This window comes from Burkholderia sp. NRF60-BP8 (assembly GCF_001522585.2).
Lineage (GTDB): Bacteria > Pseudomonadota > Gammaproteobacteria > Burkholderiales > Burkholderiaceae > Burkholderia.
The window spans coordinates 341,613-367,670 of the sequence record NZ_CP013372.1 but is presented as its reverse complement, the minus strand read 5'-3'; the positions used below and the strand labels follow the sequence as shown (position 1 = coordinate 367,670).

Genomic DNA, 26,058 nt, shown 5'->3' with positions numbered 1-26,058 from the left:
TTCGGCTTCGGAAGAATGCGCGGTGTCATCGGAGGAGACACGACCCGACGTTGCCGGGTGCCGCGCCGCCGCGCGTTGCGCGATCCGGCGCCGCACGCGCTGCGCCGGATCGCCCCGGATGACGGGGCGCGCCTCGCCGGACGCGCTCACGACAACCGATATGAGCTGGATATCCCGGAGATCTCATCAATGAAAAAGACCCTGACGGCGCTCGCCGTAACGGCAACCTTCGCCATGCCCGCGTTCGCGCAAAGCAGCGTCACGCTGTACGGCGTGATCGACGAAGGCCTGAACTACACGAACAACGTCGGCACCGGCCACGTCTACGAAATGGCCAGCGGCTACGCGCAGGGCAGCCGCTGGGGCCTGAAGGGCAGCGAGGATCTCGGCGGCGGCATGAAGGCGATCTTCCAGCTCGAAAACGGCTTCGACGTGAACAGCGGCCGGCTCGGCCAAGGCGGCCGCATGTTCGGCCGCCAGGCTTACGTCGGCCTGAGCCAGGCGCAGTACGGCACGCTGACGTTCGGCCGCCAGTACGATTCCGTCGTGGACTATCTCGCGCCGACCACCGCCAACGGCAACTGGGGCGGCTACCTGCTCGCGCACCCGTTCGACAACGACAACACCGACAACTCGTTCCGCCTCGACAACACGGTGAAATACGCGAGCCCGAGTTTCGGCGGCTTCCAGTTCGGCGGCGCATACAGCTTCAGCAACAGCACCGGTTTCTCCGACAACCGCGCGTACAGCTTCGGCGCGCAGTACCAGAACAGCGGGCTGCTGATCGGCGCCGCGTACCTGCAGGCGAACCATCCGGGCAACGGCTCGGCCGGCGCGATCACCGCGAACGACGCGAGCTACATCGCCGAGCGCATGCGCGTGTTCGGCGCGGGCATCAACTACACGTTCGGGCCGGCGACGGTCGGCTTCGCGTACACGAACTCGAACTACAAGAACCCGACCGGCAACGGCTATCTGGGTACGCCGAGCGCGATCATCGCGCCGGGGGCGACGGTCAGCGCGATCAAGTACCAGAACTTCGAGGTGAACGGTTCGTACCAGATCACGCCGGCATTCATGGTCGGCGCGCAGTACGTGCTGTCGCTCGAGAAGTACGACGCATCGAGCGGCGACGCGAAGCCGAAGATCCATTCAGTCGGACTGATGGCCGACTACAACCTGTCGAAGCGCACCGACGTGTACGTGCAGGCCGCGTACCAGCACATCGCCGGCGACCGGACGAACTCGATCCTCGACAACGCATTCATCCCCGGCACGGACGCGCCGTCGTCGACGTCGAACCAGGTGGCCGTACGGCTCGCGCTGCGCCACAAGTTCTGACGCCAGCCCGTTCTCCGTTCTTCACGCGACACCCGCGCCGGTCGGCGCGAGGTGTCTTCGCCCGCCCGCAGGCACAGGTCTGCCGGCGGGCTTTTTCATCGGCCCGGCAGCGGGTGCGTGAACGACATGAACCGCCGGAACCGGCGAAGGTCGCACGCGTGCCCCGTCAACCATGACAGGTCGACAGCCGGCGATCCGCCGATACACTGTGAGCTATCCCGACGGCGGCGATCGACCTCGTCATCGAATGCCGGCCGTCGCTTCGATTGCGCACGGCCTTCCGCTCCCCGCCCGCCCCGCACACCTTCCGCATGCTTTTCAAGGAGATGCACTTGAAGCACTGGCGTCATGCGCTGCTCGCCTTCGCCGGCCTCGTCGCCGCCGCGTCCGCTCGCGCTCATCCCGTATGCACCATCGTCGCCGATGCCGCCACCGGCAACGTGCTCGTGCAGCAGGGCGATTGCACGACCCGCGTGACGCCCGCATCGACGTTCAAGGTCGCAATCGGCCTGATGGGCTTCGACGCCGGCGTGCTGAAGGACGAGCACACGCCCACGCTCGACTTCCACGCCGGCTACCCCGACTGGGGCGGTGCGCCGTGGCGCGAGCCGACGGATCCGGCGCGCTGGATGAAGCTGTCGATCTTCTGGTATTCGGAGCAGGTCACGCAGGCGCTCGGGCAGGCGCGCTTCCAGCAGTACACGAGCGCGTTCGGCTACGGCAATGCCGACGTCACCAGCAAGCAGGGCGAACTGCCCGGCGTGATGGGCGCGTGGGTCAACTCGTCGCTACGGATCTCGCCGCTCGAACAGGTCGCGTTCATGCGCAAGATCGTCCGCCGCACGCTGCCCGTCAGCGCGCACGCGTACGACATGACCGAGCGCATCACGCTGCTCGACGCGCAGCCAGGCGGCTGGACCGTGCACGGCAAGACGGGCACCGGATCGCCGGGCCTCGCGTACGACGCCGCGCACGCGTACGGCTGGTTCGTCGGCTGGGCGACGAAGGGGTCGCGTACGCTCGTGTTCGCGAACCTGATCCAGGATGAGCAGGCGCATACGCCGAATGCCGGCCTGCGCTCGCGCGACACGTTTCTCGCGACGCTGCCGGCGCTCGCCGAACCAGCCCGGCCACAATGAGCGCCGCCCCGCGCAACGCCCGCATCGACTTGCTGCGCGGCGTATCGATCCTGCTCGTCCTGCTGCATCACTTCAACATCGCGTATCCACTGCGCGACACCGCGCTCGCACGCGTGCTCGGCTGGGACACGGTCCATGCGATCGTGCGCAACGGCAATTACGGCGTGACGATGTTCTTCGCGATCTCGGGCTACCTGATCACGTCGAATGCGCGCCGCCGCTGGGGCAGCCTCGGCACGCTCGACGTGCGCGCGTTCTACGTGTCGCGCATCGCGCGGATCGTCCCGTGCCTGCTTCTGCTGCTCGCGCTCGTCGACGGACTGGCCGCGGCCGGCGTGCCGATCTTCGCGAACCATGCGCCGCAGGGCGTCGCCGTGTCGTACTGGCTCGTGAACCTGGCGTCGCTCACGTTCTGGATGAACGTGCTGATCGGCGCGTACGGATGGGTCAACTACGCGCTCGGCGTACTGTGGTCGCTGTCGGTCGAAGAGGTGTTCTACCTGTCGTTCCCGCTGCTGTGCATCGCACTGCGCCGCGACGCGCTGCTGTTCGCGTTCTGGCTGCTGGTCGCCGCGATCGGCCCCGTGTACCGCCATACGCATCCGGGCGACGAAGGCGGCTTCCTGTACGCGTACTTCGCCTGCTTCGACGGCATCGCGATCGGCTGCTGTACCGCGCTGCTGGCCGAACGCGCGCGCTGGCAGGCGCTCGCGGCCGCGCCCGTGCAATGGCTCGCGGCAGCGGCGATGACGGCGCTCTATCTCGCGTGGCCGATCGTCGAAAGCCATGTGTTCGGCGTCTCCGCCATGGCGCTCGGCACGGCCGTGCTGCTGATCGGCGCGCATGCGCAACGCACCCCCGATCGCGGCCGCATGCTCGCGCCGCTGCGCTGGAGCGGCCGGCTCAGCTACGAGCTGTATCTGTTCCATCTGATCGTGCTCGGCATGCTGCGCACGTTCTGGGCGCCGTCCGCCATGCATGGCGACGACAAGCTGGCGCTGCTCGTCGCGTATCTGGTGCTTTCGGCAGGTTTCAGTGCAGTCATCGCGCGCGGCTATGCGGCGCCGCTCGATCGCTTCGTCAAGCGGGTCGCGTTGCGGCCTGCCGTGCAGATGGCGAGCAGCACGCGGGTCTAGCTTTCCGCGGATGACGGCCAACGAAGGAGAACGCGGCCGGGATGGCAGGAACCCGATGCGACGACGTGCCGAAGGAAAACCGGATGGATGAGCACGGCGAACCAATGGGCTTGACGGGGCGCCGGCTGAGCGCGCCCCGCAGCCACGCTCAACCGGCGTATGCGGCGGCGCAGCGCACGGTCACGATGCGCGCAGGCGGAAAATTTGCCCAGACGATCCGGCTATCGCAGGCAACGAATGCCGAATCGCCGAGCGGATGACGGCCGGGCGGCCGCAAATCGTACGTGAACTGAATCATCACGCCGTCGGCCGACAGCACGCGGTGACATTGACCGACGATCGCCGCCACGTCTTCACGCGGCAGCGTGCGCAACGGCAGGCACGAGACGATCGCGTCGACCGCGGCCCCCGGCGGCATCAGCCGCTCGAGTTGCCGCGCGTCGCCCGACACGATCGAGATTCCGGGAAAGCGTCGCCGCAGATGCTGCACGAACGCCGGCGAGCGTTCGACCACCACGAGACGCCGGGGCGCGACGCCGCGTTCGAGCAGCGCCGCGGTGATCGCGCCGGTGCCGCCACCGAGTTCGACGACGAGCCCGTCGCCGTCCGGCACTGCATCGGCCATCTCGCGCGCCAGGTGCCGCGAACTGGGGCACAACGCGCCCACCAGGGCCGGACGCTCGACCCACTCGCGCACGAACAGCGCCGAGACACGCCACGCGTTCGGCCACGTCATTGGCACGCCTCGCGCGGTTGCGCCGTCGGCTTCGACATGCCGACGACTTCATGGAACAGGGCTGCGGCGACACGGGGCTCGAGCATGCGCATCCTCCTGGAACGAATCGATCCGCCGCACGGCGCGGCGACCCAATCGATTTTAGGAAAAGCAAACTTAAGGCGACGTGAAGATTGTCCCTGATTTATCCGATCAATTCGTGCCGGATCTGCGGCCGGCGCCCGTCCCGCTTGCGCCGCCCGCTCACCGCAAATTCGTTCTCGCCAGCTCGACGATCTCGTCGCCGCGCCCACTGAGGATCGCGCAGCATGAACAGGCTGAAGCCCTTCGCATGCGCGAGCTCGATCTTCGGCGGCATCGCGAGCTCGTACTTCGACGTGACGACGTCGACCACGGCCGGCCCATCATGCTCGAACGCCGTACGCAACGCGTGCTCGACGTTTTCCGAATGCTCGACGCGCACGCTGAAAATACCGGCGCCCTTCGCGATCGCCGCGAAGTCGGTCGGGCTCAGGTCGACGTTCGTGTCGAGATAGCCGGCGGCCTTCAGCTCCATCGACACGAAGCCGAGCAGGCTGTTGTTGTACACGACGATCTTGATCGGCAGCTTCAACTGGCGTGCGCTCAGCAGATCGCCGAGCAGCATCGACAGGCCGCCGTCGCCCGACAGCGACACGACCTGCCGCCCCGGATGCGCGCCCTGCGCGCCGAGCGCCTGCGGCATCGCATTCGCCATCGACCCGTGGTTGAACGAGCCGTGCAGTTGCCGCTTGCCGTTCATCGTCAGGTAGCGCGCGGCCCAGAGTGTCGGCGTGCCGACGTCGGCCGTGAAGATCGCGTCGTCGGCCGCGACCTCGTCGACGATCTTCGTCAGGTACTGCGGATGGATTGCGCGGCCCGGCGGCTCGGCCACCGCGAGATCGTCGAGCCCCTTGCGCGCGGCCGCGTAGTGCTTCAGCGCGTTCTCGAGGAAGCGCCGCTGCGTCTTGCGCGTGAGCCGCGGCAGCAACGCCGCGATCGTTTCCTTCACGGTGCCGACGAGCCCGAGCGCGAGCGGTGCGCGATGGCCGAGCTGCGAGCCTTTCCAGTCGATCTGCGCGACCTTCGCATGGGTCGGATAAAACGGCCGGTACGGGAAATCCGTGCCGAGCATCAGCAGCGTGTCGCACGATTCCATCGCGTGATAGCCGGAGCTGAAACCGATCAACCCGGTCATGCCGACGTCGAACGGGTTGTCCCATTCGACGAACTGCTTGCCGCGCAGCGCGTGCACGACCGGCGCGCCGAGCGTATCGGCCAGCGCGACCACTTCGTCGTGCGCGCCCTGCGTGCCGCTGCCGCACAGCAGCGTGACCGCGTCGGACCCATTGAGCAGCGCCGCGAGCCGGTCGAGATCGGCATCGGCCGGCAGGATCGACGGCGGCGCCGCTTCGGTCCACGCCGGCGCTTCGTCCGGACCGTCGCCGAGCGCGATATCGCCCGGCAGCACGATCACCGCCACGCCGCGCTCGTCGATCGCGGTGCGCATCGCGCGCGCCAGCACGCGCGGGAACTGCGACGCGTTCGTCACGAGTTCGGCGAAGTGGCTGCACTCGCGGAACAGCTCCTGCGGATGGGTTTCCTGGAAGTAGCCGAGGCCGATCTCCGTGGACGGAATGTGCGCGGCGATTGCGAGCACCGGCTGGTGGTTGCGGTGGCAGTCGTACAACCCGTTGATCAGGTGCAGGTTGCCGGGGCCGCAACTGCCCGCGCACACCGCGAGCCGCCCGGTGGACGCCGCATCGGCGCCGGCCGCGAACGCCGCACTCTCCTCGTGCCGCGTGTGCATCCAGCGGATCGAGCCGATCTGGCTCAGGCTGAACGACAGGCCGTTCAGGCTGTCGCCCGTCACGCCCCAGATGCGCTCGACGCCCGCAGCTGCCAGCGTCTTCGCCAGATATTCCGCCATCGTCTGTCTTGCCATGATGCCCTCACAGTTGGGTTGTCGGGACATGCAGCATCTGCCCTGCATCGACGCATGATAGTCAAGGACGCGAAACGACGTATGCACGGTGCAATCGCGATGCGTTCCGCACGGACGACCGACGCGAAACCGGCCGCCCTGCCGCGCTACAGCGGCAACGCATGCGTCGACAGGATTTCCTTGAGCACCATGAACGAGCGCACCTGCCGCACGCCCGGCAAGTAAAGCAACTGCTCGGCATGCAGCCGGTTGAAGCTGTCGTTGTCGCGCGTGCGCACGAGCATGAAGTAGTCGAATTCTCCCGTCACGACGTGGCATTCGACACACCCCGACACTTTCTGCGCCGCCTTCTCGAACGCGGCGAACGCTTCCGGCGTCGAGCGATCGAGTACGAAGCCGATCACGACCAGCATTCCGGCGCCGAGCGCCTTCGGTTCGAGCAACGCGACGATGCCGCGGATCAGCCCCATTTCCTTGAGCCGCTCGACGCGCCGCAGGCACGCCGGCGCGCTCAGCTTCACTTTCGCCGCGAGGCTCACGTTCGAGATCGACGCATCCTGCTGCAGTTGCCGCAGGATCGCGCGGTCGATGCGGTCGAGCGTCGGTGCGGCGTCGGCTCGCGATGCATTGCTGCGCTCTAATTTCATTGCGCCAACTCCCATTTCGACGAATTGAAATTGCTCAATTTGCATTTGTATCGTCGATAACGTAGGTCGACACAATTCATTTCGCAAGCTCATTTCCCGCGCTTGTGCCTATCATTTTTTGGATCGGAGCCCGGCCTGCCGGCAGCGCCCCAACGACCCGATTTCCCGTCTTGTTTCCCTTTTCGGAGCCCGCCGATGAACCTGCAACGCTTCCCCCGCTATCCGTTGACGTTCGGCCCGACACCCATCCAGCCACTCAAGCGCCTGAGCGCGCATCTCGGCGGCAAGGTCGAGTTGTATGCGAAGCGCGAGGACTGCAACAGCGGCCTCGCATTCGGCGGCAACAAGACCCGCAAGCTCGAATATCTCGTGCCCGACGCGCTCGCGCAGGGCGCCGATACGCTCGTGTCGATCGGCGGCGTGCAGTCGAACCAGACGCGCCAGGTGGCGGCCGTGGCCGCGCATCTCGGGATGAAGTGCGTGCTCGTGCAGGAACACTGGGTCAACTACGAAGATCCGGTGTACGACCGGGTCGGCAACATCCAGTTGTCCCGGATGATGGGCGCCGACGTGCGGCTCGTCGCCGACGGCTTCGACATCGGCATTCGCCGCAGTTGGGAAGAAGCGATGGAGAGCGTGCGGCAGGCGGGCGGCAAGCCGTATCCGATTCCGGCCGGCTGTTCCGAGCATCCGCTTGGCGGGCTCGGATTCGTCGGCTTCGCCGAGGAGGTGCGTGCGCAGGAAGCGGCGCTCGGGTTCAAGTTCGATTACGTCGTCGTCTGCTCGGTGACGGGCAGCACGCAGGCCGGCATGGTCGTCGGCTTCGCGGCCGACGGGCGCGCGGATCGCGTGATCGGCATCGATGCGTCGGCGAAGCCGGAGCAGACGCGCGAACAGATCACGCGGATCGCGCGGCATACGGCCGAGCTGGTCGGGCTCGGCCGCGATATCGTCGACCAGGATGTCGTGCTCGATACGCGGTACGGCGGGCCGGAGTATGGCTTGCCGAGCGACGGCACGCTGGAAGCGATTCGCCTGTGCGCACGGCTGGAAGGGATGCTGACCGATCCCGTCTACGAAGGGAAATCGATGCACGGGATGATCGACAAGGTGCGGCGCGGGGAATTCGAGCCGGGGTCGAAGGTGCTATACGCGCATCTTGGCGGGGCGCCGGCGTTGAGCGCGTACAACGAGATCTTTCGCAACGGTTGACGGCGGCGGTCGAGACGGTGCGCGCGGCGTGTCCGGCGCGCCCGACCGACGCACGTACAAAATGAAATGTCGCCGGCAAGCCGGCGACAAAAGATGCGGCCACGGACGTGGCGCATCTGAGGCACGCGATTCAATGCGCGCGGAGCATGTTCGACGGAACGTTCCGTGCGATGCAGCCGCCCCGGACGCGCCTGCTCAGTTCTGCGTGAGCGGATTCAGCGTCGTGCACAGGAAGCCCGTGCAATTCTTCGGCGTGAAATAGAACGACGCCATCACCGGCGAGGAAACGCCGAGCGCGATATCGCTCAGGTACGCGGCGCCCTGCGCGCCGAACGTATTGGCTTGCTGCACGAAGTTCGCGCCGGTCGCCTGGATCGCGGCCGACTGGTACGAGAAGGTCGGCGACTGCGTCTGGTCCTTCACGTAGATCCACGAGATCGTCGTGCCGAATGCCATCCCGCCCTTCGCGCGATAACCCTTGGCCCCTTCGCTGTTGGCCTGGGCGATGAAATCGCCGACGGTCGACGCTGGCGCCAGCGCGTCGTACGTATAGGTCGCGGTCGACGCGTTGTTCTTCATATACACGTTCGCCTGCACGGCGCCCACCGCCATCGGACCGAGGAACCAGTAGCCCGACTGGCCCTGTCCGTTCGCCTGCGTGAGGAACGCGTTCACGTCGGCCGGCAGGCCGGTCGTCGTGTACGTGTAGGTGGCGGACGAACCGCCATCCTTGCGATAGAGATCGCCGTACGTGAGCGGTCCTTCGTAGCGGTAACCGCTCGCCCCTTGCGCGTTGGCCGCATTGACGAAGGACGTCATGTCGGCCGGCGCCGTCTGCAACTGGTACGTATAGGTCTGCGCGGTGCCGTCGTTCACGAAGATCGATTGCGTGCCGCCATTGGTCCCGCTGTAGAAATAGTCACCGAGATAGCGGTAGCCCTTCGCGCCTTCGCTGTTGACCAGCGTCAGAAAGCTCGCCTTGTCGGCCGCGACAGGCTGTGCCTCGTAGCGCCACGTCAGCGTGCTGCCGCCCGAACCGCCCGATCCGCCAGTGCCGGTGCCGCCGCTTCCCGTCCCGCCCGACCCCGTGCCGCCCGTTCCGCCGCCGCCGTTGTTGTTGCTCGTCCCCGAACCACCGGACGCCGCGGGCGAGGAATTGTCGTCGCCGCCGCAAGCGGTCAGCGCAACGCAGGTCAATGCGATCAGTACAGCGGCTTTCATCGGGGTCCCCTTTCAAACGAACAGGCCGAACGAAGCCGGCACGCGCGCATCGCGCCGCACGCACCGACCATCAGGAAATCAGGAAGCGAGACTCGGCAATCGGCCGGCGGCTTCCCGCCGGCCCGCCGACACGTCAGTTGACCTGCAGCTGGCCGCCGCGGCCCAGCCCACCCTTCACGTCCTGCGCCTTGTAGCTGCGCAGCGCGACGACCATTTTGTTGTACGCATCGATGAACGCGACGACCGTCGCCTTGCCCTCCGGCGTCGCCGAGAAGCCCGCGAGCGCACCGCCCACGCCGCCGCCGAAACCACCCAGCGCCGCGCCGTAGTTGGTCGCCGTCGAGCTGCCTTCCGCCGCCGCGATCTGCACCGCCGAGCGCACGTCGAACAGCGTCAGCGTCACCACCGACGCCTTCGTCTGCAGGTGGCCCGCCACCGCCGCCACCGCGCTGTTGCCGATCAGCCCGCCGATCATGCTGCCGATCCCGCCGATCGGCGAGTCGTTGATCACGATCTGCGGCTCCATGTAGTAGTCGGCCGCCACCCGCTGCCCCTTCTGCTGCTTCGAGCCCGCGCGGTATTCGCCCGAGTTGCGCTGCAGTTGCGTGATGCGCGACAGCCGCGCGTCGCTCTTCTGGTTGCCGATCGACGTGATCACGAAGCAGTTCGACTGCTGCACCGCCAGGCGCAGCAGCGGGTCGATCGTCGTCATCTTAGTCGCGCTGCCGAACGGTCCCCACCAGTCGGCGTTGCGGCCGTCGTCGACCGCAATCGTGCCCAGCGGCGACGTGCAGCGCTGCAGTTGCGAATCGGCGCCGGCGCTCGCGCCGCCTGCCGCCGCGCCCGTCACGCCGGCGTTCTGCCCGCCGGGCGTCACCACGCCGCCGCACCCCGCGACGGACGCGCCAAGCGCTGCAACCAGCGCACCTTGAACGAGACGTTGGGAAAGATTGGTCTTCATGTCGTTGTCGATCGATTAGAGTCGTTGTTCGGCTTATGTGTTCGTGCGAACTTCGATAAGCCCCCCGGCGTAGCGCGCGATGGTGGTCTCCCCGCGGCTGCCCCCGTTGCTCGATACCCGGTCAGTAGTACCAGTACGTCTGCTGCCAGACGCCGTAGTACGGATAGCCCGAGTACCAGTAGCCGTAATAGACGTCACGCCATTGCGTGCGCCATTTCCAGTCTTCTTCGTCTTCTTTCTTCGCCTTGCGTGCGAGGTCGAGCAGCTTTTTCGATTCCTTGTCGCCGCGGCCGGCCGCGATCGACAGCCACTTCTCCGCTTCGCGCGCATCCGAGCCCATTTCCTCGAGGCCGAACAGGTAGAAACTGCCGAGCGCCTTCTGCGCGTTCAGGTCGCCGCGTTCGGCGGCCTCGCGCATCCACTTGAGCGCCTGGTAGCTGTCCTGGCGCACGCCGTCGCCGCGGAAGTAGCGCAGGCCGAGATCGTAGGCGGCCTTCGGCTGGGTTTTCGCGGTTTGCTTGAGCGCGGCGATGCGCGGGTCCTCGCGGTCTTCCGCATCGTCCTTTTTTTGATAGGAGACCTGATCTTTAGGGCGATCGGAACAACCTGTGTCGTCGCAGATCCGTACCGTGCCGGCGGTAACCGACGGATCCTGCGCGCACGCGGCCAACAGCAACAGCAGCCCCGGTGCGAGTAGACGGCGATACATGGGTACTTTCCTCAAGTTTTATTGGCGCCGCAATTCTTCGAGCTATCCCATCCCCGCGAGCGTTTACCCGGTCGCGTGCGGCGCAGCGGATACAATCCGCGCACGCCGACACGCTGCCCAAGGCTCTCTCAGGTTCTCTCTTCGAATCGTTCGCCACTACTTCATTGCCGCCGCTTTGCGCCGATCCGACTGTGCCGGTATCGACCTCCAAACATGACGCGACAAACAATAGTGACGTGGTGAGCAATAATAATGGAGAAAAATGGCATGTCAAGACCATTCGCGCGTTTAAAGTTTGCGTAGCACGTCAGGTTTGATATGCTCTTCCTCGCCAAAACCCTTGGAGACCCCATCGAGATGTCCACCACCGAGCAGGCCAACGTCGATCTCATCACCGCCAACAAGGTGCGCGATCTCCTGAACCGGAACGGCATTCCGCCGCGAAGTCACAACACGACGATCGCGAACGTGCTCGGTCTGAGCTTCTCGGTCGTCACGCGCAAGATGAAAGGCCTGATCCCGTGGAACCTGTCGCAGTTGCAGGACATCGCGACGCACTTCGGCGTGCCGCCCGCGATCCTGCTCGACGACAAGGGCACGCAGCCGGCCGCGGCGGAGATGATCGACGCGACGTTCGTGATCGAGTCGAAGCGCTTGCGCTGCCGCGCCGCGATCTCGACGAAGGCCACCAGCCAGATCGAAACGGATTTCGTCGCGCTGCAATGGCAGGGCGAATGGATCGTCACCGAACGCCAGCACGCGCGCGAGGGCCGCACGTATCCGGTCGACGTGATCGAGCTGCGCTCGGCGCAGCCGAACGTGTACGCGGCGCGGATCGCCGTGGTCGACGATTCGCCCGACGTCGCCGAAACGGTCTGCGAATATTTCATCGAGAAAGGCGTGAACGCGATTCCGTACTTCGACGGCGCGAGCTTCCGCAAGGCGCTGGAAGTCGAGGATTTCGATGGCTACATCCTCGACTGGATGCTCGGCGACCAGACGGCCGCCGAACTCGTGCGCGGCATTCGCTCGAGCGAGAACAGCGGCGCGCCGATCTTCCTGCTGACCGGCAAGATCTCGACCGGCGAAGCGAGCGAGGACGAGATCGCGCACATCGTGTCGCACTACAACGCGCGCTGCGAAGAAAAGCCGGTGCGCCTGCCGATCCTGTTCGCGGAAGTCGCCCGCGAACTGAAACTCACGCTGCCGGCCGCGGCGGCCACGAACTGAGAACCGGAAACCGACGCCGGGACGACAACCGGCTACACCAACCATCAGACCGAGGGGAAAGACATGCGCATTTCGACCATCTGGACCAAAAGCCTGCTGACGGCCTGCCTGCTCGGAATGGCCGCCGCGGCATGGGCCGCTTCGTCGTTCACGTTCACCGTCGACGGCAAGATCAGCAAGAGCAACCAGCAGGGGAAAACGACCTACGTGTTTTCCGAGCAGGCGCTGATGGCGCTGCCGCAGCATACGATCGTCACGTCGACGAGCTGGACGCCGAAGGCGACCTTCACCGGCCCGCGCCTGTCCGACGTGCTGAAGACGGTCGGCGCGCACGGCACGCAGATCGAATTCCGCTGCATCGACGAATACACGTTCACGATTCCCGTCTCCGACGCCGACAAGTACGGCGTGATCCTCGCGCGGACGATGAACGGCAAGGTGCTCGGCAACGACAACTACGGCCCGCTGTGGATCATGTATCCGCGCGACCAGTATCCCGACGAGCTGAAAACACCGCTCGGCGAAGCCAAGTTCGCATGGCAGATCATCGGTCTGACCGTGAAGTGAAATGACGCGGCGGCGATGGAAAAATAGAAAAATCATCCTGGTCCTCGGCTCGCTGTGGATCATGGGGTTCGCCGCGTGGGCGTTCCTGCTGTGGGATCTCCTCGCCACCTCGGTCAACGAGGGCGTGCTCGAGGGGCCGCGCGAAGGCGTGTTCTGGACCGCCGCGCAGTACCGCAACGTCTACACGCGCTTCGACCGGCAATTGATTCTGTACGCGACGCACGAGGACGAAGACTTCGATCACGTCCAGATGCAGCTCGACAGCCTGTCGGTGTCGTTCGGCTTCCTGCAGCGGCCGTCCGAAGTGTCCGAATACTGGCTGCGGATCCCGCGCGCGCGCAACGAGATCGACGCGCTCGGCGAATTCATGACGCGCCTGAAGCGCGAGGTGCCGCGGCTGCGCGACTCGCCGCAGCAGGCGCGGCAGGTGATCGACGAAGTCAGTGCGTACTGGCCGAAGGTCAACGGCCTCGCGAACTACTTCCGCGCGATCGAAATGTCGCAGCGCGATTTCACGTTCCATCAATTGAAGGACAAGCAGCGCGCGATCCTGATCCTCGGCATCGTGCTCGGCGTGATCCTGTGCGCGTTGTTCCTGCTGCTGCTCTATACGATGCGCACGCGCGACGACCTGCTCGAACGGCAGCACGCGGCGCTCGATGCGGAACGCAAGGCGTCCGACCGCGCGTTCGAGATGATCGAGGCGAAGAACGCGTTCCTCGGGATGGTCAGCCACGAACTGCGCACGCCGCTGCAGGCGATCTGCGGATCGATCGAGATCCTGCTCGCGCGAGCGCAGTCCGACGCGAACCTGAAGACGATCCGGCGGCTGCAGAATTCGGCGCTGTCGCTCGAAGCGCTCGTCAAGGATCTCACCGACTACATCAAGCTGCGCTCGACGAAGCGCATCGCCGAACTGGATACCGTCGGCATCGCGCCGCTGCTGGCCGAAGTGCTCGAACCGCTGCGCGAGAAGATCGTGGCGAAACGGATCGCGGTCACGCAGCTCGTCGAGCCGCCCGGCCTCGCGATCCGCTCCGATCGCAAGCTGCTGCGGCAGGTGCTGTCGAACCTGATCGAGAACTCGGTGAAGTACACGGTCGGCGGCTCGATCACGGTGGCGATCACGCTCGCCGACGCGCAGGCCGGTCAGCAGCTGAGGATCGCCGTGCGCGACACCGGCGCCGGCATCGCGAAGCAGCATCTGCCGAAAATCTTCGAGCCGTTCTATCGCGCGAACGACGCGGTCGGACTGCACGTCGACGGGATCGGCATGGGGCTCGCGGTCGTGCGCGAAATCGTGACGACGCTGCGCGGCCATGTGGACGTGCGCAGCGTGGTCGGCGAAGGCAGCGAGTTCGTCGTGACGCTGCCCGTCGAAGTACCCGGCGTCGATACGGGCGCGGGCGGCAGCGCGGCCGACATGCCCGCGCTGCCGCCCGTGCCGGCCCACCTCGGGCGGCGCGCGCTGGTGGTCGACGACAACGACAACGCGCGCGAAACGCTCGGCGCGATGCTGTCGGCACTCGGCATCGAGGCCGATCTGTGCGGCACCGGGCAGGAAGGCGTCGCGCGCTTCGGTACGGGCCGCTACGACCTCGTCGTGCTCGATCTCGAACTGCCGGACCTGAGCGGATTCGACGTGGCGCGGCGCATTCGCGCGGTGGCGGAACCCGACGACGACGGCCGGCATCCGGCGATCCTCGGCGTCAGCGCGTATGAATCGGCCGCGCTGCGCGAGGATCAGCGGGTGTTCGACGCATTCCTGCCGAAGCCGGTTCACCTGCGCGAACTCGGCGCGCTCGTCGAGAAGCTGCTCGCCTGAGCCGCGCCAACGCGGCATCGCGCGTTCCCCGCTCGCCCTGCTGCTGCCTGCTCGTCTACTCGCCGATCAGATGCAGCACGACGTCGCGCCGGTGCGCCGCGCGCCGATGCTCGAACAGATAGATTCCCTGCCACGTGCCGAGCACCATGCGCCCGTGCTCGACCGGAATCGACAGCTGCACCTGCGTGAGCGCCGTGCGCAGATGCGCGGGCATGTCGTCGGCGCCTTCGGTGTCGTGTTCGTAGCGCGTGTCGTCCTCGGGCGCGAGCGTCGCGAAATAGCGTTCGAGATCGCGCTGCACCGACGGATCCGCGTTCTCCTGGATCAGCAGCGACGCCGACGTATGGCGGCAAAACACGGTGAGCAGGCCGGTGCGGATCGCCTGCTGGTCGACGAACGCTCGTACCTGCGGCGTGATTTCGACGAGGCCGCTGCCGCGCGTATCGACGCCGACGTGCGTGATGGCCTGTTGCATTGCCATGACCTCAGCCCAGCGCGGCGAAGCCTTCGGCTTCGATCTGCTTCGCGTCGGCGGGGCGCACGACCCGCGCGACTTCGACCCCGTCGCGCAGGAACACCAGCGTCGGCCACAGCTTCACGCCGAACGAGCGGCCGAGCGGACGGCCGGGACCGTCCTCGATCTTCAGGTGCCGCACGGCAGGATGCTCGGAGAACGACGCCGCGATCGCAGGCTGCGCGCCTGCGCAGATCCCGCACCAGTTCGCGCCGAATTCGATGACGGTTGCGCCGCCCAGTGCGTCGACTTCCGCACGGGTCGGCGCGTTGGCGGTGTAGCGTTGCTCGGTGTCCATCAGGCCCTCGTGTGCGTTGGCGGAACGTGACTGCACGCGCCGGCGCGATGCGGGCGGGTGCGGCCTTCGATTTCTTACTGTAGCGGAAAAGCCCGCGCGCTGCCGGCGCAGTCCGCGCGCATCGTCCGGAATGACACAACAAGAATCGGAGCGCCGCATCGCCGCGACGGGATCAGCATGGGAACCGATCCCGTCAACGAGGCTTCGACCATGAATGCGCCGCATTGCGTCACCGAACCGAACATCCTCTACTTCGGCACGCCCGTCGTGCTGGTCAGCACGCTGAACGAAAACGGCACGGCCAATCTCGCGCCGATCTCGTCCGCGTTCTGGCTCGGCTGGCGCGGCGTGATCGGCATCGCCGCCAGTTCGCAGACCACCCGCAACCTGCTGCGCACCGGCGAATGCGTGCTGAACCTGCCGTCGTCGGCGCAGGCGGACGCGGTCGACCGGATCGCGCGCACGACGGGCACGTACCCGGTACCCGACGGCAAACGCGCGAAGGGCTACGTATTCGAACCGGACAAGTTCGGCACGGCCGGGCTGACCGAAGCGGCATCGCAAACCGTCACGCCGCCGCGCGCGCTCGAATGCCCGGTGCACATGGAGGCGGTCGTCGCGGCCACCTACGGAATCGGCGACGACACGCCCGACCTGCGCGGCCGCATCCGCGTGTTCGAGCTGCGCATCCAGCGCGTGCACGTGCATCCCGACCTGTTGATGGACGGTCATCCGGACCGCATCGATCCGGACAAGTGGTCGCCGCTGATCATGAGCTTCCAGAAGTTCTACGGGCTGGCGCCGCGGCAGGTGCATCCGTCGCGGCTCGCCGAGATTCCCGAACGCGCGTATCGCAGCCCCGACATCGAGCGTTCGCGCGACGCGGGCACGCTGGCCGGTAGCGCACGGTAGTGAAGCGCGCGGAAGAACGCCTGTGAATCCGATACGCCGCCCTGCTGCCACCCGTGCGGTCGATGTCGCCGCGCCGGCCCGGCACCGCCTCGTGCTGCCGGCGCTGTGCATCGCCGTGCTGATCGCGCAGATCGACACGGCGATCGTCAATCTCGCGACCGAACCGATCGGGGCCGCGTTCGGCGCCCGCGTCGGTGCGCTGCAATGGGTGATCGACGCGTACAACCTCGCGTATGCGGTGCTGCTGCTCACGGGCGGCTTGATCGGCGACCTGTACGGCCGGCGGCGTGCATTCATGCTCGGCGCGACGGTGTTGAGCGGCGCGTCGGTCGTGTGCGCGCTCGCGCCGACGCTGGGCGTGCTGATCGCGGGCCGCGCGCTCGCCGGCGCGGGCGCCGCGCTGCTGACCCCCGCGTCGCTCGCGATCGTCCGCGTGATCTGGCGCGATCCGGCCGAACGCGCACGCGCGCTCGGCATCTGGGCCGCGTGCGGCGGCATCGCGATGATCGTCGGCCCGACGCTCGGCGGCGCGCTGATCCACGCGTTCGGCTGGCGCAGCATCTTCGGCGTCGTGATTCCGTTTGGCATCGCCGCGATCGCACTCGCTAGCGCCGTCGTGCCGGAATCGGCCGATCCGCAGGACCGGCGCTTCGACCCGGCCGCGCAGGTACTCGGTGCGATCGCGATCGGCTGCGTCGTATTCGCGACGATCGACGCACGTCACGATCCGCTGCGTGCGGCGCTACTGGTCGCGACCTGCGCGGCCGCCATTGCGCTGTTCGCGCGGATCGAACGACGGCTTGGCGCGGCCGCGCTCGTGCCGCTCGACCTGTTCGCGAATCGCGCGTTCCGCGGGATGCTGATCGGCAACGGCGCGATGACGTTCGGTGGCTACGGGATGCTCTTCGTGCTGCCGCTCGCATGGCAAAGCTACCACGTGCTCGACGCCACCGGTGCCGGCCTCGCGCTGCTGCCGATGTCGGTGCCGTTCGCGCTCGTGTCGTTCGGCTCCGGTGCCGTTGCGGCCCGCGTCGGCGCACGCACGGCCGGCGCGGGGGGCGTCGCGCTGATGGGGCTCGGGCTCGCCACGATCGGCATCGGCGCGGCCGGGTCGACGGATCCGCATGCACCGATGCTCGCGTGGGCCGAAGCGGGGCTCACGCTGACCGGCACGGGCCTCGGCCTCGCGGTCGGCTCGTTGGCCGCGACGGCCGTCGGCGCGGTCGATGCCGCGCGCGCCGGCACGGCGGCATCGCTGATGAACGTGACGCGGATGACCGGCGCGGTCTTCGGCGTCGCGCTGCTGGGCGCGCTGTACGACGCGTGCGGCGGCGGTGCGACCGGGCTGCGGGTCGCGATGCTGACGGGCAGCACGCTGCAGCTCGCGGGCGCGGCGCTCGCGTGGCGCACGGCCGGCACCGGCACGCGGACCGGCGCACCGAGGCCAATCGGATAAGATACGGCCGGCCACGCACCTTGGCCCATGACCGAACCGACGGAGTGTTTTCAGTGATTCAACCGACCCCAGTATTCAAGGACAACCTCGCGCAACTGCCGGCCATCGACGGCATCGCGCGCATCGATCTCGTCGGCGCGAACGGCGACGTGGTCGCGACCATCGAGAACCAGCCGGGCAAGCAGGGCTCGCTCGCGGTGTATCACTATCTGAAGCAGGCGTTCGGCACGCTCGACGCGAAAGCGGCCGAGCACGGGCTCGCGGTGTTCGCCGAGCATACGGCCGACGCGCGCAATCGTCCGGGCGCGCACCCGAACGTCGATCGTCTGCTGGCGATCGTGGCCGGCGGCGACGCACTGCGCATCGACGTCGTCGCGAAGGACTGAGTCGGCGGCGCGCGCGACCGTGACGGACCGGCGAAAAAGCGCGTGCCGCGCCCGTCCCACTTTCCCCGGAGACAACCAGCGTGCTTCCTTCCGTTGCCTCGCCGCTCACCCGGCATCTGGCGTCGATCGTTTCGATCGCGGTATTTGCCGGCGCCACGTTCGGCGGCACGGCATCGGCCGAGCCGCTGCGCACGGCCGCCGATATCGCCGGAGCGTCGCTCGTGCCGCTCGGCACGCTGCCGCACTCGCCTGAAAGCGGTTCGCTCGATCCGTTCTACACGCAATATCGCGCGAAGCCGACCACGGCGGCCGGCCGCGAAGTCGCGAAGCGCGACTGGATCGTGACATCCGAGGCACCGCTCGGGCGCTACACGGTCGTGAGCTTCGCGAGCGGATTCAACGCCGGCACGAGCGCGATCTGTTTCGCGCGCAACGGCAACCTCGGCGTATTCGACGGCGCGACGCTCGTCGCGCTCGGCTACACGGCGCGCAAGGCGGGCTGGCAGCTCGGCTCGGTCGATCGTCTGGAAAACGGTGCACTGCTCGTCTGGGGCGGCGACGGCCCCGAAGCGCCCGTCGGCGAGCTGCACGAGGAAAACGGCGGCCTGCGGCTGACCCGCGTCGCCGCCGAAAGCACGCACTGCAGCGGCCGCGCGGTCGTGCCGAACGTATACGGCAAGCCGCTCGACGCGGCCCGCAAGATACTGATCGCGCATGGCTGGCGACCGCTGCGGCCGCGCGAGAAGCCGGACGCGATGGACGGGGCTGCAACGCTCGCGAAGCACGGCATTATCGAAGCCGAAGCGTGCTCGGGCACCGGCGTCGGGTATTGCGCGCTGCGCTACCGGAATGCGGCCGGCGTGCTCGGCGTGACGACGGTGGGCGGCGAGCCGGACCGGCCTTCCGAGAACACCGTGATCGACTATCAGGTTGCCTGTCGCAAGCAGTGAACGGCGTGCAGGCGGCGCATGCGCGATGCATGCGTCATGCGATCCGTGCCGCCAGGCCATCGTCCGTTCGCTCGATTGACCGGCTTCGCCCGCCCTCCTAAACTGGCTTCCCTTTTACGCCGCACCCGCAAAAGGGACTGCCATGATCGACTTCTCCACGCTCGCGCTGTTCTCCGGCGCGTGTCTCGCGCTGACCATTACGCCGGGCCCCGACATGTTGCTGATCGCGTCCCGCAGTGTGAGCCAGGGGCGACGCGCCGGCTTCGCGACGCTCGCGGGCATCCAGGCCGGCACCTACTGCCACGCGCTCGCGGCCGCGTTCGGTCTGTCGCAGCTGTTCGTCGCGGTGCCGCTCGCCTATGACGCGGTGCGCTTCGCCGGCGCCGCGTATCTGCTGTATCTCGCGTGGAAAACCTTCCGTTCGGATGCGACCGCGCTGTCGCCCGTCGCGTCGCCACGTCGCCATTCGACCGCGACGATCTTTCGCCAAGGGCTGACGACGAACCTGCTGAACCCGAAGATGGCGCTGTTCGTGCTCGCGCTGTTCCCGCAGTTCGTGCGGCCCGAGCACGGCTCGATCGCCGTGCAGATTCTCGTGTTCGCGACGGTGCTCAACCTGATCGGGATCGTCGTGAACGGCGCGGTGATTCTGTCCGCGAGCCGGCTGAGCCAGCGGATCGGCGCGCGCCGCCGGCCGTCGAAAGTGCCGCAGTATCTGCTCGGGTCGGTGTTCGTGGGGCTGGCGGCGCGGCTCGCGATGGCGGGACGGCACTGAGGGCAGCCAGCAGCGCGAACGGAACCGTGCGAGCCCCGGCGACACACGAGGCCGTCAGTCGTCGCGACCGGTGCCCGAATCACGCGTGTCCATCACCACGCGCAACGCACCGCTATCGAGGATGCTTGCCGGCGTCACCGTGCGGCGGTGCCACGGAATCCGGCCGAAATACCAGATCCTCCAGAAGCCGAGCGGATGATCGGGATTCCGGTGCAGCAGCGTGTCGAAGGTCTCGACGTCGCCGAGCACGATCCGCGTCGCCTCGCGCACGAAACGTGAGCAGAACTGCCGGCGCGACGCGAGGTTGAAACCCGTGTCGTAGACCACACCGATCCGGCGCATCGCCGCGGCGACGAGTTCGCGACGCTGCGCGGCGTCGAGCGGCTGCCTGAGCCGCGCGATCACGCATGCGCCGCGCTCGGAGCGTGCGAGAAACCGCGACATCGTCGTGACGCGCGACAGCGGAAACGTGCTTTCGGCGATCAGCGTCTCGCCGCCGTGCTCGCCGACGACGATGCCGACGTGATTCGTCCATGAACGTGTCGCGCTCGCCACTTCGAGAAACGGCCGCACGGTGACGCGGATGAAGACGATGTCGCCGATTTCCGGTTCGGCCGGCAACGGCTCGGCAAGCGGGTCGGGAGCACCGGCGGAAAAGAGCCGCCGCCGGCGTGCGCCGGGCGAACGGACCAGAAGCGGCTGGCGGCCGGTGTCGACGACCATACAAACCTCGCGCGAGTGACATGGCGCGAGCATGGCAGGCGCAGCCGCACGCCGCATCCGCTTCATCCGCAAGGGCGGGAATCCGCGCCGCCGGGTGGCGGATTTCGATACTGGCGTGACACGCGAAGCGCCCGAACGCAGCACCCTTCAGCGCGTCGCACCCAGCGCCACGCGCAGCCGCTCCATCAACCGCGTGTAATGCCGCAGCACGTCGTCCTTCGACACAACATTCGCGGTCGAGAAACGCTCGGACCACGCCGGCTTCCATTCATACGAACCGTGCACACTGCGGTCGCCGTCAGGCGCCTGGATCAGCGAGCGGATCCGCGCGTCGCGGCCCGGCCCCGTATGCATCTCGAACAGCGCGTGGATGAACGTGTGATACGCGTCGTACACGTCGTCGTCGAACAGGTAGCGGTAGATGTGGAACGTGCGGTCGAGGTCACGCTTCGCGCGGATCACGTCGTCCGGCGAGATGTCCTTCCAGTAACCGATCCACGTGTAGAAGCACAGCAGCGCATTGAGCTGCGGCGCGACCGTGTCGTACAGCGCGAGCCGCTTCTCGATCAGCCGCTGGTTGGTCCACTGCACGAGTTCGAGCCGCTTCAGCCGGCGCGCGACGAGCCAGCCGAGACAGGCGACCGACAACGGCGTCAGCACGCCGAGCGCGAGCTTGACGATTTCCAGCGAATTCCACGGCGTATTGAATGGCTGCATGTAGGGCTCGACAGGAAGAAACGTATCCGCTGCGACGCGCGGCCCGGCGCGCCACGCAGCGCCGCTGGACCGATCGCGTCGACATTGACCGTTAGTTGCTTGCACATCGAACAGTGCGCGACCGCACCGGCACGCCGTGCGACGCGACTCGCCCCCTCAGTGTATCGGGCGATTGTCACCGCGCGATGACCGCGCGTCGACGCGCCACCGCGCGCCCGCTTCCCGCTAAGTCGGTAGCGCCGACGTGAGCTTGACCTTCTGCATCGGAATGTCGGTCTTCACGCTGAGCACGCCGGGGATACGCGTCAGGTATTCCATCTGGAAGCGCCGGTAATCGTCGATGTCGGCCGCGACAACGCGCAGCAGGAAATCGCAGTCGCCGGCCATCAGGTGGCATTCGACGACTTCCGGCATCTGCTGGACGGCCTCGGAAAAACGGTTCACCGATTCCGCGTCCTGCCCCTTCAGCCACACGCGCGTGAAAATCGTCAGCCCCTTGCCGACCTTCGCCGGATTCAGCACGGCCACGTACTTCTCGATCACGCCGGCTTCCTCGAGCAGCCGCACGCGCCGCAGGCACGGCGACGGCGACAGCCCCACCTCGTGCGCGAGCTCCACGTTCTGCATGCGGCCGTCGCGCTGCAGCGCGCTCAGGATCCGGCGGTCGATAGCGTCAAGTTTCATTTGGCATCCGATTCCAAAAAATTCACATATCACGCGTCCAATGCCAAATTTTGAGAAAAATCTGGCGACAACGCAACCCGAGTCGAGTCAAAAAAGCAGACAATTCCTCCCCCGAAGGAGGAGTGATGAGCAGTAGCGTTTCAACGTCGTCCGGGCTTCGCGACAAGCCCGCCTATGTCGCCGAGATGGGTCGCGGTTTGCGCGCGGCGCTGCCTGTCATGCTGGGTTTCGTGCCGTTCGCGCTGGTGCTGGGCGCGCAGGCCGCGCAGAAAGGACTGAGCCTGTTCGAGGTGCCAATGATGACGGGCCTGAACTTCGGCGGCGGCTCCGAATTCGCGGCGATCCATCTGTGGACGTCGCCGCCGCACATCGCGCTGATCGTCGCGATGTCGTTTCTCGTGAATTCGCGCCACATCCTGATGGGCGCCGCGTTCGAGCCGTATATCCGGCGCCTGCCGCGCCGCCGCGCGTTCGTCGCGCTGTTCTTCATGTGCGACGAGAGCTGGGCGATGTCGCTCGCCGACGCGCGCGAGCGCTCGGCCACGCACATCAGCGTGCCCTATTACGCGGGCATCTGCATGGGGCTCTACCTGACGTGGATCTCGATGACGACGCTCGGCGCGGCGGTCGGCCCGACGATCGGCAACGTCGAACAGTACGGCTTCGACATGGCGTTCACGGCCGTGTTTCTGGTGCTGCTGCGCGGCATGTGGAAAGGCGTGCGCGCGAGCCGCCCGTGGTTCGTGAGCCTCGTCGTCGCGGCGGCCACCCATCTCGCGCTGCCCGGTGCGTGGTATGTCGCGGCCGGCGCCTGCGCGGGGCTGATCGCCGCACTGGTGTGGGAGCCGCGCGATGCCTGAGCTTCCGGACTTCGGCACGGTCGCGACGATCGTGCTGATGGCGTCGACCACCTACCTGTCGCGCATTCTCGGCTACGTGCTACTGCGCAACCGCACGCTAAGCCCGCGCATGGCGTCGGTCATGGAGAATGTGCCCGGCTGCGTGCTGATCTCGGTGATCGCGCCGGCTTTCGTGTCGACGCGCCCGGCCGACCTGCTCGCGCTTGCACTCACGCTGCTTGCGGCGACGCGCCTGTCGATCCTGCCGACCGTCATCGTCGGCGTCGTGTCGGCCGGCCTGCTGCGCTACCTGCTCGGCTGAACGGTTCCGGCCCGCCACACCGGCACGCACGTTCCACGACACGACGAACGGGCGCACGATGCGCCCGTTTTCACGTCCGCGCCGACCGACGCCACGGGCGCGACACGACGACCCTCACGCCGGAGTGCTAGCCTTGTGGCTTGCGCCACGCCGCACTCCCCTCTCATCGTCCTTCGCGAGGATCGTCCCGATGCCAGAAACCCGCCCGCTGTTCGACCGTGTCCTGCTCACCAACGACGACGGATTCGACGCTCCCGGCCTTGAAATACTCGAACAGGTCGCCACGCAACTCGCGCGCGAAGTGTGGATCGTAGCTCCAGCCGAAGACCAGAGCGGCACGTCGCACTCGCTGAGCCTGCACGAACCGCTGCGCGTGCATCGCAAGGGCGAGCACCGCTTCGCGGTGCGCGGCACGCCCGGCGATTGCGTCGCGATCGCGGTCAGCCACCTGATGAAGGGGGCGCGGCCCGACGTCGTGCTGTCCGGCGTGAATCGCGGCGCGAACCTCGGCACCGAAACGGTGTTTTCCGGCACGGTCGGCGCGGCGATGACGAGCATGCTGGTCGGCGTGCCGGCCATCGCGCTGAGCCAAGCCTTCACCGATCGCAATGCGGTGCCGTGGGACACCGCACTCGCGCATGCGCCGGACGTCATCCGCCGGCTCGTCGCCGCCGGCTGGGACAGCGACGCGTGCCTCAACGTGAATTTCCCGCCGCGGCCGGCCGACGACGTACGCGGCATGAAGGTGACGAACCAGGGCGCCGGCACGCTGCAGGGCGTCGAGATCGTGTCGGGACGCGACCCGCGCGAGATCGACTATCACTGGCTGAAGCTCGCGCGCGCACCGCGCGACGACGATGCAGATTCGGAAACGGTCGCGCTGGGCGAAGGGTATATCGCGGTCACGCCGCTGAAGTTCGAGCGCACGCACGATCAGGCGCTCGCGCGGCTGCGGTCGAACCTCGGCTGATCGATCGCGCGTTCGAACGAACCCGGCGGTTGCGCATACGATGCGCGCGCCGCCGCCGGTTCACCGCGTCATCCCGTCAAGTCAGGTTCAGCCCGCCGTCGAGCATCACGATCTCGCCCGTCACGTAATCGGAGGCGACGAGCATCGCGACCGTCTGCGCGATATCGTCCGGCGTCGCCGCGCGCCGCATCGGCGCGCGCTCGCGCCAGAGCTGCTGCGCGTCCGTCCAGTCGGCGGTCAGCGGCGTATCGACGAGCCCCGGCGCGACCGCGTTGACGCGAATCGCCGGCGCGAGCGTGCGGGCGAGCAGCCGTGTCGTGTGATTGAGCGCGGCCTTCGCGGCCGCATACGGAATCGACGCGCCCTTCGGGCGCACGCCCGCATGCGAGCTGACGTTCACGACACACCCGGCCCGCCCGTGCGACGCCGACTCGCGCAGCGCGGCCTCCGCTTCGGCCACCAGCCGGAACGGCGCGATCACGTTGATTTCGTGCATCTCGCGCCACACGTCGGGGGTGGCCGCCGCGAGGTCGTCATGCGGAATCACGCGGCTGACGCCCGCGTTGTTGACGAGCACGTCGAGGCGCCCGTACACCGCGAGCGCATCGCGAATCAACCGCGCGCGCTCGCCATCGTCGGCGAGATCGGCCTGCACATAAGCGCTACCGAGTTCGCGTGCCATTGCACGCCCGGTATCGACCGAGCAGCGCGAATGCAGGATCACCGCGTAGCCGTCGGCTGCCAGGCGACGCGCGACGGCCGCGCCAATCCCCGACGTCGAGCCAGTGACAAGCGCGACCGGCCGGTGCACGCGCGCCGCGCGCGGCTCGCCGGCGGCTTCGGTCTCAGGTGTCGTTTCGGCAATCGGGGCAGACATCGGCGGCAGCGGCGCGTCCATGGCGTGGAACCCAGTTAGTGGCGTTCCCGCATCATAGGCGACGACGCAACTGGACACGAACGTGATGGCGACAACAACAAGATCACATCCACGAAGGACCTAAAAGGGCGTTCTAGTAGAACCCGTTCCGCCTATTGCGACTCTTAAGCGACGTACGGCCGACATCACCGCAATCCTGCAGGACTCATAGCAACTGCGCTCGCCCCGCACCAAGAATTTCGGCGCCAGGCAACCGTGCAGCACGCTCGTCGAATGTGAGTAGAGGTGCCCGACTAGCTGCACTAGCCTGGCCGACGTGCAGGCAGTCTGCGAAGTCCCCGCCGTGCTCGCGATACATGTGCAGCGCACGTTCAAGCGCCCCCTCCGCTTCAAAACTCAGTTCCCGCGTCTCGAGCAGGGCCGTGAGCGCAGTCAGGATCTGCTGGCGGTCGAATTTATAGCGCGATCGCAGAACCCATTCGAGTTCGAGCATCACAGTTACCGGTATGTAGAATGCGTCCGCTTGTCCAGCCGAAGCGGCAAACAGCTCACGGACATGCGCGACTTGGTCAACGTCGTCATTGGTCAACCAACGCACCAGAATATTTGTATCAAGACTGGGCATCAAGCGTCGCCTATCCTCATGGCATCGATTGGCACACTTGTGATCGACGGTAGGGCACCCTGCAAATCAAGCAGGCTGCGGGTTTTGGCGCGCAAAATGACCGTACCGTCATCCAGTGGTGTGAAGACAATCCGCACGCCTGCGGCAAGGCCAAGCGCATGCCGGATGCCGGCCGGCAATGTAAGTTGCCCCTTGCTGGTAAGTGTGGCTTCGAACATCATATCTCCTTACTTTTCAATTAATTGTAAGGCATCTTACCCCCCTTCGCAATACGCGGTAGTGGCGAGCGACAGGCAAACCGGTCAAAGCGTGAAGCCGCTACT

The 26,058-nt window shown here is 66.9% G+C and carries 28 protein-coding genes and 1 pseudogene; 15 read left to right on the top strand and 14 right to left on the bottom strand.

Annotated elements, in window-relative coordinates:
* The first annotated feature begins 189 nt into the window (after positions 1 to 189).
* The 3 genes from WS54_RS01670 to WS54_RS01660 all read left to right on the top strand — a co-directional run bounded on the left by WS54_RS01670 (position 190) and on the right by WS54_RS01660 (position 3,616).
* Entirely contained in the window at positions 190 to 1,341 is a 1,152-nt protein-coding gene (locus WS54_RS01670; protein WP_034205612.1) for a porin, read from the top strand.
* Between the two features lie 326 nt (positions 1,342 to 1,667).
* Positions 1,668 to 2,480: an OXA-1043 family class D beta-lactamase gene (gene blaOXA, locus WS54_RS01665; protein WP_059784895.1), complete on the top strand. Its 813-nt coding sequence runs from the start codon at positions 1,668 to 1,670 to the stop codon at positions 2,478 to 2,480.
* On the top strand, positions 2,477 to 3,616 hold the full coding sequence (locus tag WS54_RS01660) for an acyltransferase family protein (RefSeq protein ID WP_059784898.1): 1,140 nt from the start codon (positions 2,477 to 2,479) through the stop codon (positions 3,614 to 3,616). The genes blaOXA and WS54_RS01660 overlap by 4 nt, the downstream gene beginning before the upstream one ends.
* A gap of 148 nt (positions 3,617 to 3,764) precedes the next feature.
* Here the strand turns inward: WS54_RS01660 and WS54_RS01655 are convergent, their stop codons facing one another.
* The 3 genes and pseudogenes from WS54_RS01655 to WS54_RS01645 all read right to left on the bottom strand — a co-directional run bounded on the left by WS54_RS01655 (position 3,765) and on the right by WS54_RS01645 (position 6,962).
* A complete protein-coding gene (locus WS54_RS01655; RefSeq protein WP_059784902.1) occupies positions 3,765 to 4,352 on the bottom strand; it encodes a class I SAM-dependent methyltransferase in 588 nt (195 codons plus the stop codon).
* A 243-nt stretch (positions 4,353 to 4,595) separates the two neighbouring features.
* Positions 4,596 to 6,315: pseudogene (poxB, locus tag WS54_RS01650) on the bottom strand (ubiquinone-dependent pyruvate dehydrogenase).
* Between the two features lie 146 nt (positions 6,316 to 6,461).
* Positions 6,462 to 6,962 carry an Lrp/AsnC family transcriptional regulator gene (locus WS54_RS01645; RefSeq protein ID WP_059784905.1) on the bottom strand — a complete coding sequence of 167 codons (501 nt, stop codon included), beginning with the start codon at positions 6,960 to 6,962 and terminating at the stop codon, positions 6,462 to 6,464.
* A 195-nt stretch (positions 6,963 to 7,157) separates the two neighbouring features.
* Between WS54_RS01645 and WS54_RS01640 the strand changes: the two genes are divergently transcribed.
* Entirely contained in the window at positions 7,158 to 8,174 is a 1,017-nt protein-coding gene (locus tag WS54_RS01640; RefSeq protein WP_059784909.1) for a 1-aminocyclopropane-1-carboxylate deaminase, read from the top strand.
* A gap of 195 nt (positions 8,175 to 8,369) precedes the next feature.
* On the opposite strand, the gene WS54_RS01635 is transcribed toward WS54_RS01640, so the two are convergent.
* The 3 genes from WS54_RS01635 to WS54_RS01625 form a co-directional block, all read right to left on the bottom strand.
* The gene (locus WS54_RS01635) at positions 8,370 to 9,395 is read right to left on the bottom strand and encodes a hypothetical protein (protein ID WP_059784914.1); all 1,026 of its coding nucleotides are present in this window, start codon (positions 9,393 to 9,395) and stop codon (positions 8,370 to 8,372) included.
* A 133-nt stretch (positions 9,396 to 9,528) separates the two neighbouring features.
* Positions 9,529 to 10,356 (bottom strand): hypothetical protein, encoded by an 828-nt coding sequence (locus WS54_RS01630; RefSeq protein ID WP_034205621.1) that lies wholly within the window; start codon positions 10,354 to 10,356, stop codon positions 9,529 to 9,531.
* Between the two features lie 121 nt (positions 10,357 to 10,477).
* Positions 10,478 to 11,065: a tetratricopeptide repeat protein gene (locus tag WS54_RS01625; protein WP_034205622.1), complete on the bottom strand. Its 588-nt coding sequence runs from the start codon at positions 11,063 to 11,065 to the stop codon at positions 10,478 to 10,480.
* A gap of 357 nt (positions 11,066 to 11,422) precedes the next feature.
* Here WS54_RS01625 and WS54_RS01620 point away from each other — a divergent pair, with 357 nt between their 5' ends.
* The 3 genes from WS54_RS01620 to atsR all read left to right on the top strand — a co-directional run bounded on the left by WS54_RS01620 (position 11,423) and on the right by atsR (position 14,687).
* Positions 11,423 to 12,295, top strand: a complete 873-nt coding sequence (locus tag WS54_RS01620; protein ID WP_059781502.1) for a response regulator — start codon at positions 11,423 to 11,425, stop codon at positions 12,293 to 12,295.
* 63 nt (positions 12,296 to 12,358) lie between these two features.
* Positions 12,359 to 12,862 (top strand): molybdopterin-dependent oxidoreductase, encoded by a 504-nt coding sequence (locus WS54_RS01615; RefSeq protein ID WP_059781504.1) that lies wholly within the window; start codon positions 12,359 to 12,361, stop codon positions 12,860 to 12,862.
* 1 nt (position 12,863) lies between these two features.
* Complete coding sequence (atsR, locus tag WS54_RS01610) at positions 12,864 to 14,687, top strand: hybrid sensor histidine kinase/response regulator AtsR (protein WP_059781506.1); 1,824 nt, start codon at positions 12,864 to 12,866, stop codon at positions 14,685 to 14,687.
* Between the two features lie 55 nt (positions 14,688 to 14,742).
* Here the strand turns inward: atsR and WS54_RS01605 are convergent, their stop codons facing one another.
* Positions 14,743 to 15,162, bottom strand: coding sequence for a secondary thiamine-phosphate synthase enzyme YjbQ (locus WS54_RS01605; RefSeq protein WP_034206266.1), 420 nt, complete (start codon positions 15,160 to 15,162; stop codon positions 14,743 to 14,745).
* A 10-nt stretch (positions 15,163 to 15,172) separates the two neighbouring features.
* Entirely contained in the window at positions 15,173 to 15,499 is a 327-nt protein-coding gene (locus WS54_RS01600) for a thioredoxin family protein (protein ID WP_059781508.1), read from the bottom strand.
* Positions 15,500 to 15,709: 210 nt separating this feature from the next.
* Here WS54_RS01600 and WS54_RS01595 point away from each other — a divergent pair, with 210 nt between their 5' ends.
* The 5 genes from WS54_RS01595 to WS54_RS01575 all read left to right on the top strand — a co-directional run bounded on the left by WS54_RS01595 (position 15,710) and on the right by WS54_RS01575 (position 19,978).
* Positions 15,710 to 16,411, top strand: a complete 702-nt coding sequence (locus WS54_RS01595; RefSeq protein WP_027812970.1) for a flavin reductase family protein — start codon at positions 15,710 to 15,712, stop codon at positions 16,409 to 16,411.
* A gap of 22 nt (positions 16,412 to 16,433) precedes the next feature.
* Positions 16,434 to 17,867, top strand: coding sequence for an MFS transporter (locus WS54_RS01590; RefSeq protein WP_059781510.1), 1,434 nt, complete (start codon positions 16,434 to 16,436; stop codon positions 17,865 to 17,867).
* Positions 17,868 to 17,920: 53 nt separating this feature from the next.
* Entirely contained in the window at positions 17,921 to 18,253 is a 333-nt protein-coding gene (locus tag WS54_RS01585) for a DUF2322 family protein (protein ID WP_006493310.1), read from the top strand.
* A gap of 80 nt (positions 18,254 to 18,333) precedes the next feature.
* Positions 18,334 to 19,203, top strand: coding sequence for a PASTA domain-containing protein (locus WS54_RS01580; RefSeq protein ID WP_059781512.1), 870 nt, complete (start codon positions 18,334 to 18,336; stop codon positions 19,201 to 19,203).
* Between the two features lie 142 nt (positions 19,204 to 19,345).
* Positions 19,346 to 19,978, top strand: coding sequence for a LysE family translocator (locus WS54_RS01575; protein ID WP_059781514.1), 633 nt, complete (start codon positions 19,346 to 19,348; stop codon positions 19,976 to 19,978).
* 54 nt (positions 19,979 to 20,032) lie between these two features.
* On the opposite strand, the gene WS54_RS01570 is transcribed toward WS54_RS01575, so the two are convergent.
* The 3 genes from WS54_RS01570 to WS54_RS01560 form a co-directional block, all read right to left on the bottom strand.
* A complete protein-coding gene (locus tag WS54_RS01570; protein ID WP_059781515.1) occupies positions 20,033 to 20,701 on the bottom strand; it encodes a YebB family permuted papain-like enzyme in 669 nt (222 codons plus the stop codon).
* Positions 20,702 to 20,848: 147 nt separating this feature from the next.
* Positions 20,849 to 21,418, bottom strand: coding sequence for a hypothetical protein (locus tag WS54_RS01565; RefSeq protein ID WP_059781517.1), 570 nt, complete (start codon positions 21,416 to 21,418; stop codon positions 20,849 to 20,851).
* A gap of 225 nt (positions 21,419 to 21,643) precedes the next feature.
* Complete coding sequence (locus WS54_RS01560) at positions 21,644 to 22,102, bottom strand: Lrp/AsnC family transcriptional regulator (RefSeq protein ID WP_059237883.1); 459 nt, start codon at positions 22,100 to 22,102, stop codon at positions 21,644 to 21,646.
* Between the two features lie 125 nt (positions 22,103 to 22,227).
* Between WS54_RS01560 and WS54_RS01555 the strand changes: the two genes are divergently transcribed.
* From WS54_RS01555 to surE, 3 genes are all read left to right on the top strand, one after another.
* Positions 22,228 to 22,962 carry an AzlC family ABC transporter permease gene (locus WS54_RS01555; RefSeq protein ID WP_059781519.1) on the top strand — a complete coding sequence of 245 codons (735 nt, stop codon included), beginning with the start codon at positions 22,228 to 22,230 and terminating at the stop codon, positions 22,960 to 22,962.
* On the top strand, positions 22,955 to 23,263 hold the full coding sequence (locus WS54_RS01550; protein WP_006486305.1) for an AzlD family protein: 309 nt from the start codon (positions 22,955 to 22,957) through the stop codon (positions 23,261 to 23,263). Before WS54_RS01555 ends, WS54_RS01550 begins: the two co-directional genes overlap by 8 nt.
* A gap of 190 nt (positions 23,264 to 23,453) precedes the next feature.
* Entirely contained in the window at positions 23,454 to 24,233 is a 780-nt protein-coding gene (gene surE, locus WS54_RS01545) for a 5'/3'-nucleotidase SurE (RefSeq protein WP_059781521.1), read from the top strand.
* A gap of 76 nt (positions 24,234 to 24,309) precedes the next feature.
* On the opposite strand, the gene WS54_RS01540 is transcribed toward surE, so the two are convergent.
* The 3 genes from WS54_RS01540 to WS54_RS01530 all read right to left on the bottom strand — a co-directional run bounded on the left by WS54_RS01540 (position 24,310) and on the right by WS54_RS01530 (position 25,953).
* Positions 24,310 to 25,131, bottom strand: a complete 822-nt coding sequence (locus WS54_RS01540) for an SDR family NAD(P)-dependent oxidoreductase (RefSeq protein ID WP_059781523.1) — start codon at positions 25,129 to 25,131, stop codon at positions 24,310 to 24,312.
* Between the two features lie 184 nt (positions 25,132 to 25,315).
* A complete protein-coding gene (locus tag WS54_RS01535) occupies positions 25,316 to 25,735 on the bottom strand; it encodes a PIN domain-containing protein (RefSeq protein ID WP_059781526.1) in 420 nt (139 codons plus the stop codon).
* Positions 25,735 to 25,953: an AbrB/MazE/SpoVT family DNA-binding domain-containing protein gene (locus WS54_RS01530; protein ID WP_059781654.1), complete on the bottom strand. Its 219-nt coding sequence runs from the start codon at positions 25,951 to 25,953 to the stop codon at positions 25,735 to 25,737. The genes WS54_RS01535 and WS54_RS01530 overlap by 1 nt, the downstream gene beginning before the upstream one ends.
* Between the last annotated feature and the right edge of the window lie 105 nt (positions 25,954 to 26,058).

What these genes read in the sequence shown, in the direction of transcription:
- WS54_RS01565 (WP_059781517.1), bottom strand. Translation starts at nt 21,418, where the DNA reads ATGCAGCCATTCAATACGCCGTGGAATTCGCTGGAAATCGTCAAGCTC.
- WS54_RS01555 (WP_059781519.1), top strand. Translation starts at nt 22,228, where the DNA reads ATGAGCAGTAGCGTTTCAACGTCGTCCGGGCTTCGCGACAAGCCCGCC.
- WS54_RS01660 (WP_059784898.1), top strand. Translation starts at nt 2,477, where the DNA reads ATGAGCGCCGCCCCGCGCAACGCCCGCATCGACTTGCTGCGCGGCGTA.
- WS54_RS01655 (WP_059784902.1), bottom strand. Translation starts at nt 4,352, where the DNA reads ATGACGTGGCCGAACGCGTGGCGTGTCTCGGCGCTGTTCGTGCGCGAG.
- WS54_RS01640 (WP_059784909.1), top strand. Translation starts at nt 7,158, where the DNA reads ATGAACCTGCAACGCTTCCCCCGCTATCCGTTGACGTTCGGCCCGACA.
- WS54_RS01595 (WP_027812970.1), top strand. Translation starts at nt 15,710, where the DNA reads ATGAATGCGCCGCATTGCGTCACCGAACCGAACATCCTCTACTTCGGC.
- WS54_RS01550 (WP_006486305.1), top strand. Translation starts at nt 22,955, where the DNA reads ATGCCTGAGCTTCCGGACTTCGGCACGGTCGCGACGATCGTGCTGATG.
- blaOXA (WP_059784895.1), top strand. Translation starts at nt 1,668, where the DNA reads ATGCACTTGAAGCACTGGCGTCATGCGCTGCTCGCCTTCGCCGGCCTC.
- surE (WP_059781521.1), top strand. Translation starts at nt 23,454, where the DNA reads ATGCCAGAAACCCGCCCGCTGTTCGACCGTGTCCTGCTCACCAACGAC.
- WS54_RS01630 (WP_034205621.1), bottom strand. Translation starts at nt 10,356, where the DNA reads ATGAAGACCAATCTTTCCCAACGTCTCGTTCAAGGTGCGCTGGTTGCA.
- WS54_RS01570 (WP_059781515.1), bottom strand. Translation starts at nt 20,701, where the DNA reads ATGGTCGTCGACACCGGCCGCCAGCCGCTTCTGGTCCGTTCGCCCGGC.
- WS54_RS01615 (WP_059781504.1), top strand. Translation starts at nt 12,359, where the DNA reads ATGCGCATTTCGACCATCTGGACCAAAAGCCTGCTGACGGCCTGCCTG.
- WS54_RS01560 (WP_059237883.1), bottom strand. Translation starts at nt 22,102, where the DNA reads ATGAAACTTGACGCTATCGACCGCCGGATCCTGAGCGCGCTGCAGCGC.
- WS54_RS01645 (WP_059784905.1), bottom strand. Translation starts at nt 6,962, where the DNA reads ATGAAATTAGAGCGCAGCAATGCATCGCGAGCCGACGCCGCACCGACG.
- WS54_RS01530 (WP_059781654.1), bottom strand. Translation starts at nt 25,953, where the DNA reads ATGTTCGAAGCCACACTTACCAGCAAGGGGCAACTTACATTGCCGGCC.
- WS54_RS01535 (WP_059781526.1), bottom strand. Translation starts at nt 25,735, where the DNA reads ATGCCCAGTCTTGATACAAATATTCTGGTGCGTTGGTTGACCAATGAC.
- WS54_RS01635 (WP_059784914.1), bottom strand. Translation starts at nt 9,395, where the DNA reads ATGAAAGCCGCTGTACTGATCGCATTGACCTGCGTTGCGCTGACCGCT.
- WS54_RS01620 (WP_059781502.1), top strand. Translation starts at nt 11,423, where the DNA reads ATGTCCACCACCGAGCAGGCCAACGTCGATCTCATCACCGCCAACAAG.
- WS54_RS01625 (WP_034205622.1), bottom strand. Translation starts at nt 11,065, where the DNA reads ATGTATCGCCGTCTACTCGCACCGGGGCTGCTGTTGCTGTTGGCCGCG.
- WS54_RS01540 (WP_059781523.1), bottom strand. Translation starts at nt 25,131, where the DNA reads ATGGACGCGCCGCTGCCGCCGATGTCTGCCCCGATTGCCGAAACGACA.
- WS54_RS01575 (WP_059781514.1), top strand. Translation starts at nt 19,346, where the DNA reads ATGATCGACTTCTCCACGCTCGCGCTGTTCTCCGGCGCGTGTCTCGCG.
- atsR (WP_059781506.1), top strand. Translation starts at nt 12,864, where the DNA reads ATGACGCGGCGGCGATGGAAAAATAGAAAAATCATCCTGGTCCTCGGC.
- WS54_RS01605 (WP_034206266.1), bottom strand. Translation starts at nt 15,162, where the DNA reads ATGCAACAGGCCATCACGCACGTCGGCGTCGATACGCGCGGCAGCGGC.
- WS54_RS01670 (WP_034205612.1), top strand. Translation starts at nt 190, where the DNA reads ATGAAAAAGACCCTGACGGCGCTCGCCGTAACGGCAACCTTCGCCATG.
- WS54_RS01600 (WP_059781508.1), bottom strand. Translation starts at nt 15,499, where the DNA reads ATGGACACCGAGCAACGCTACACCGCCAACGCGCCGACCCGTGCGGAA.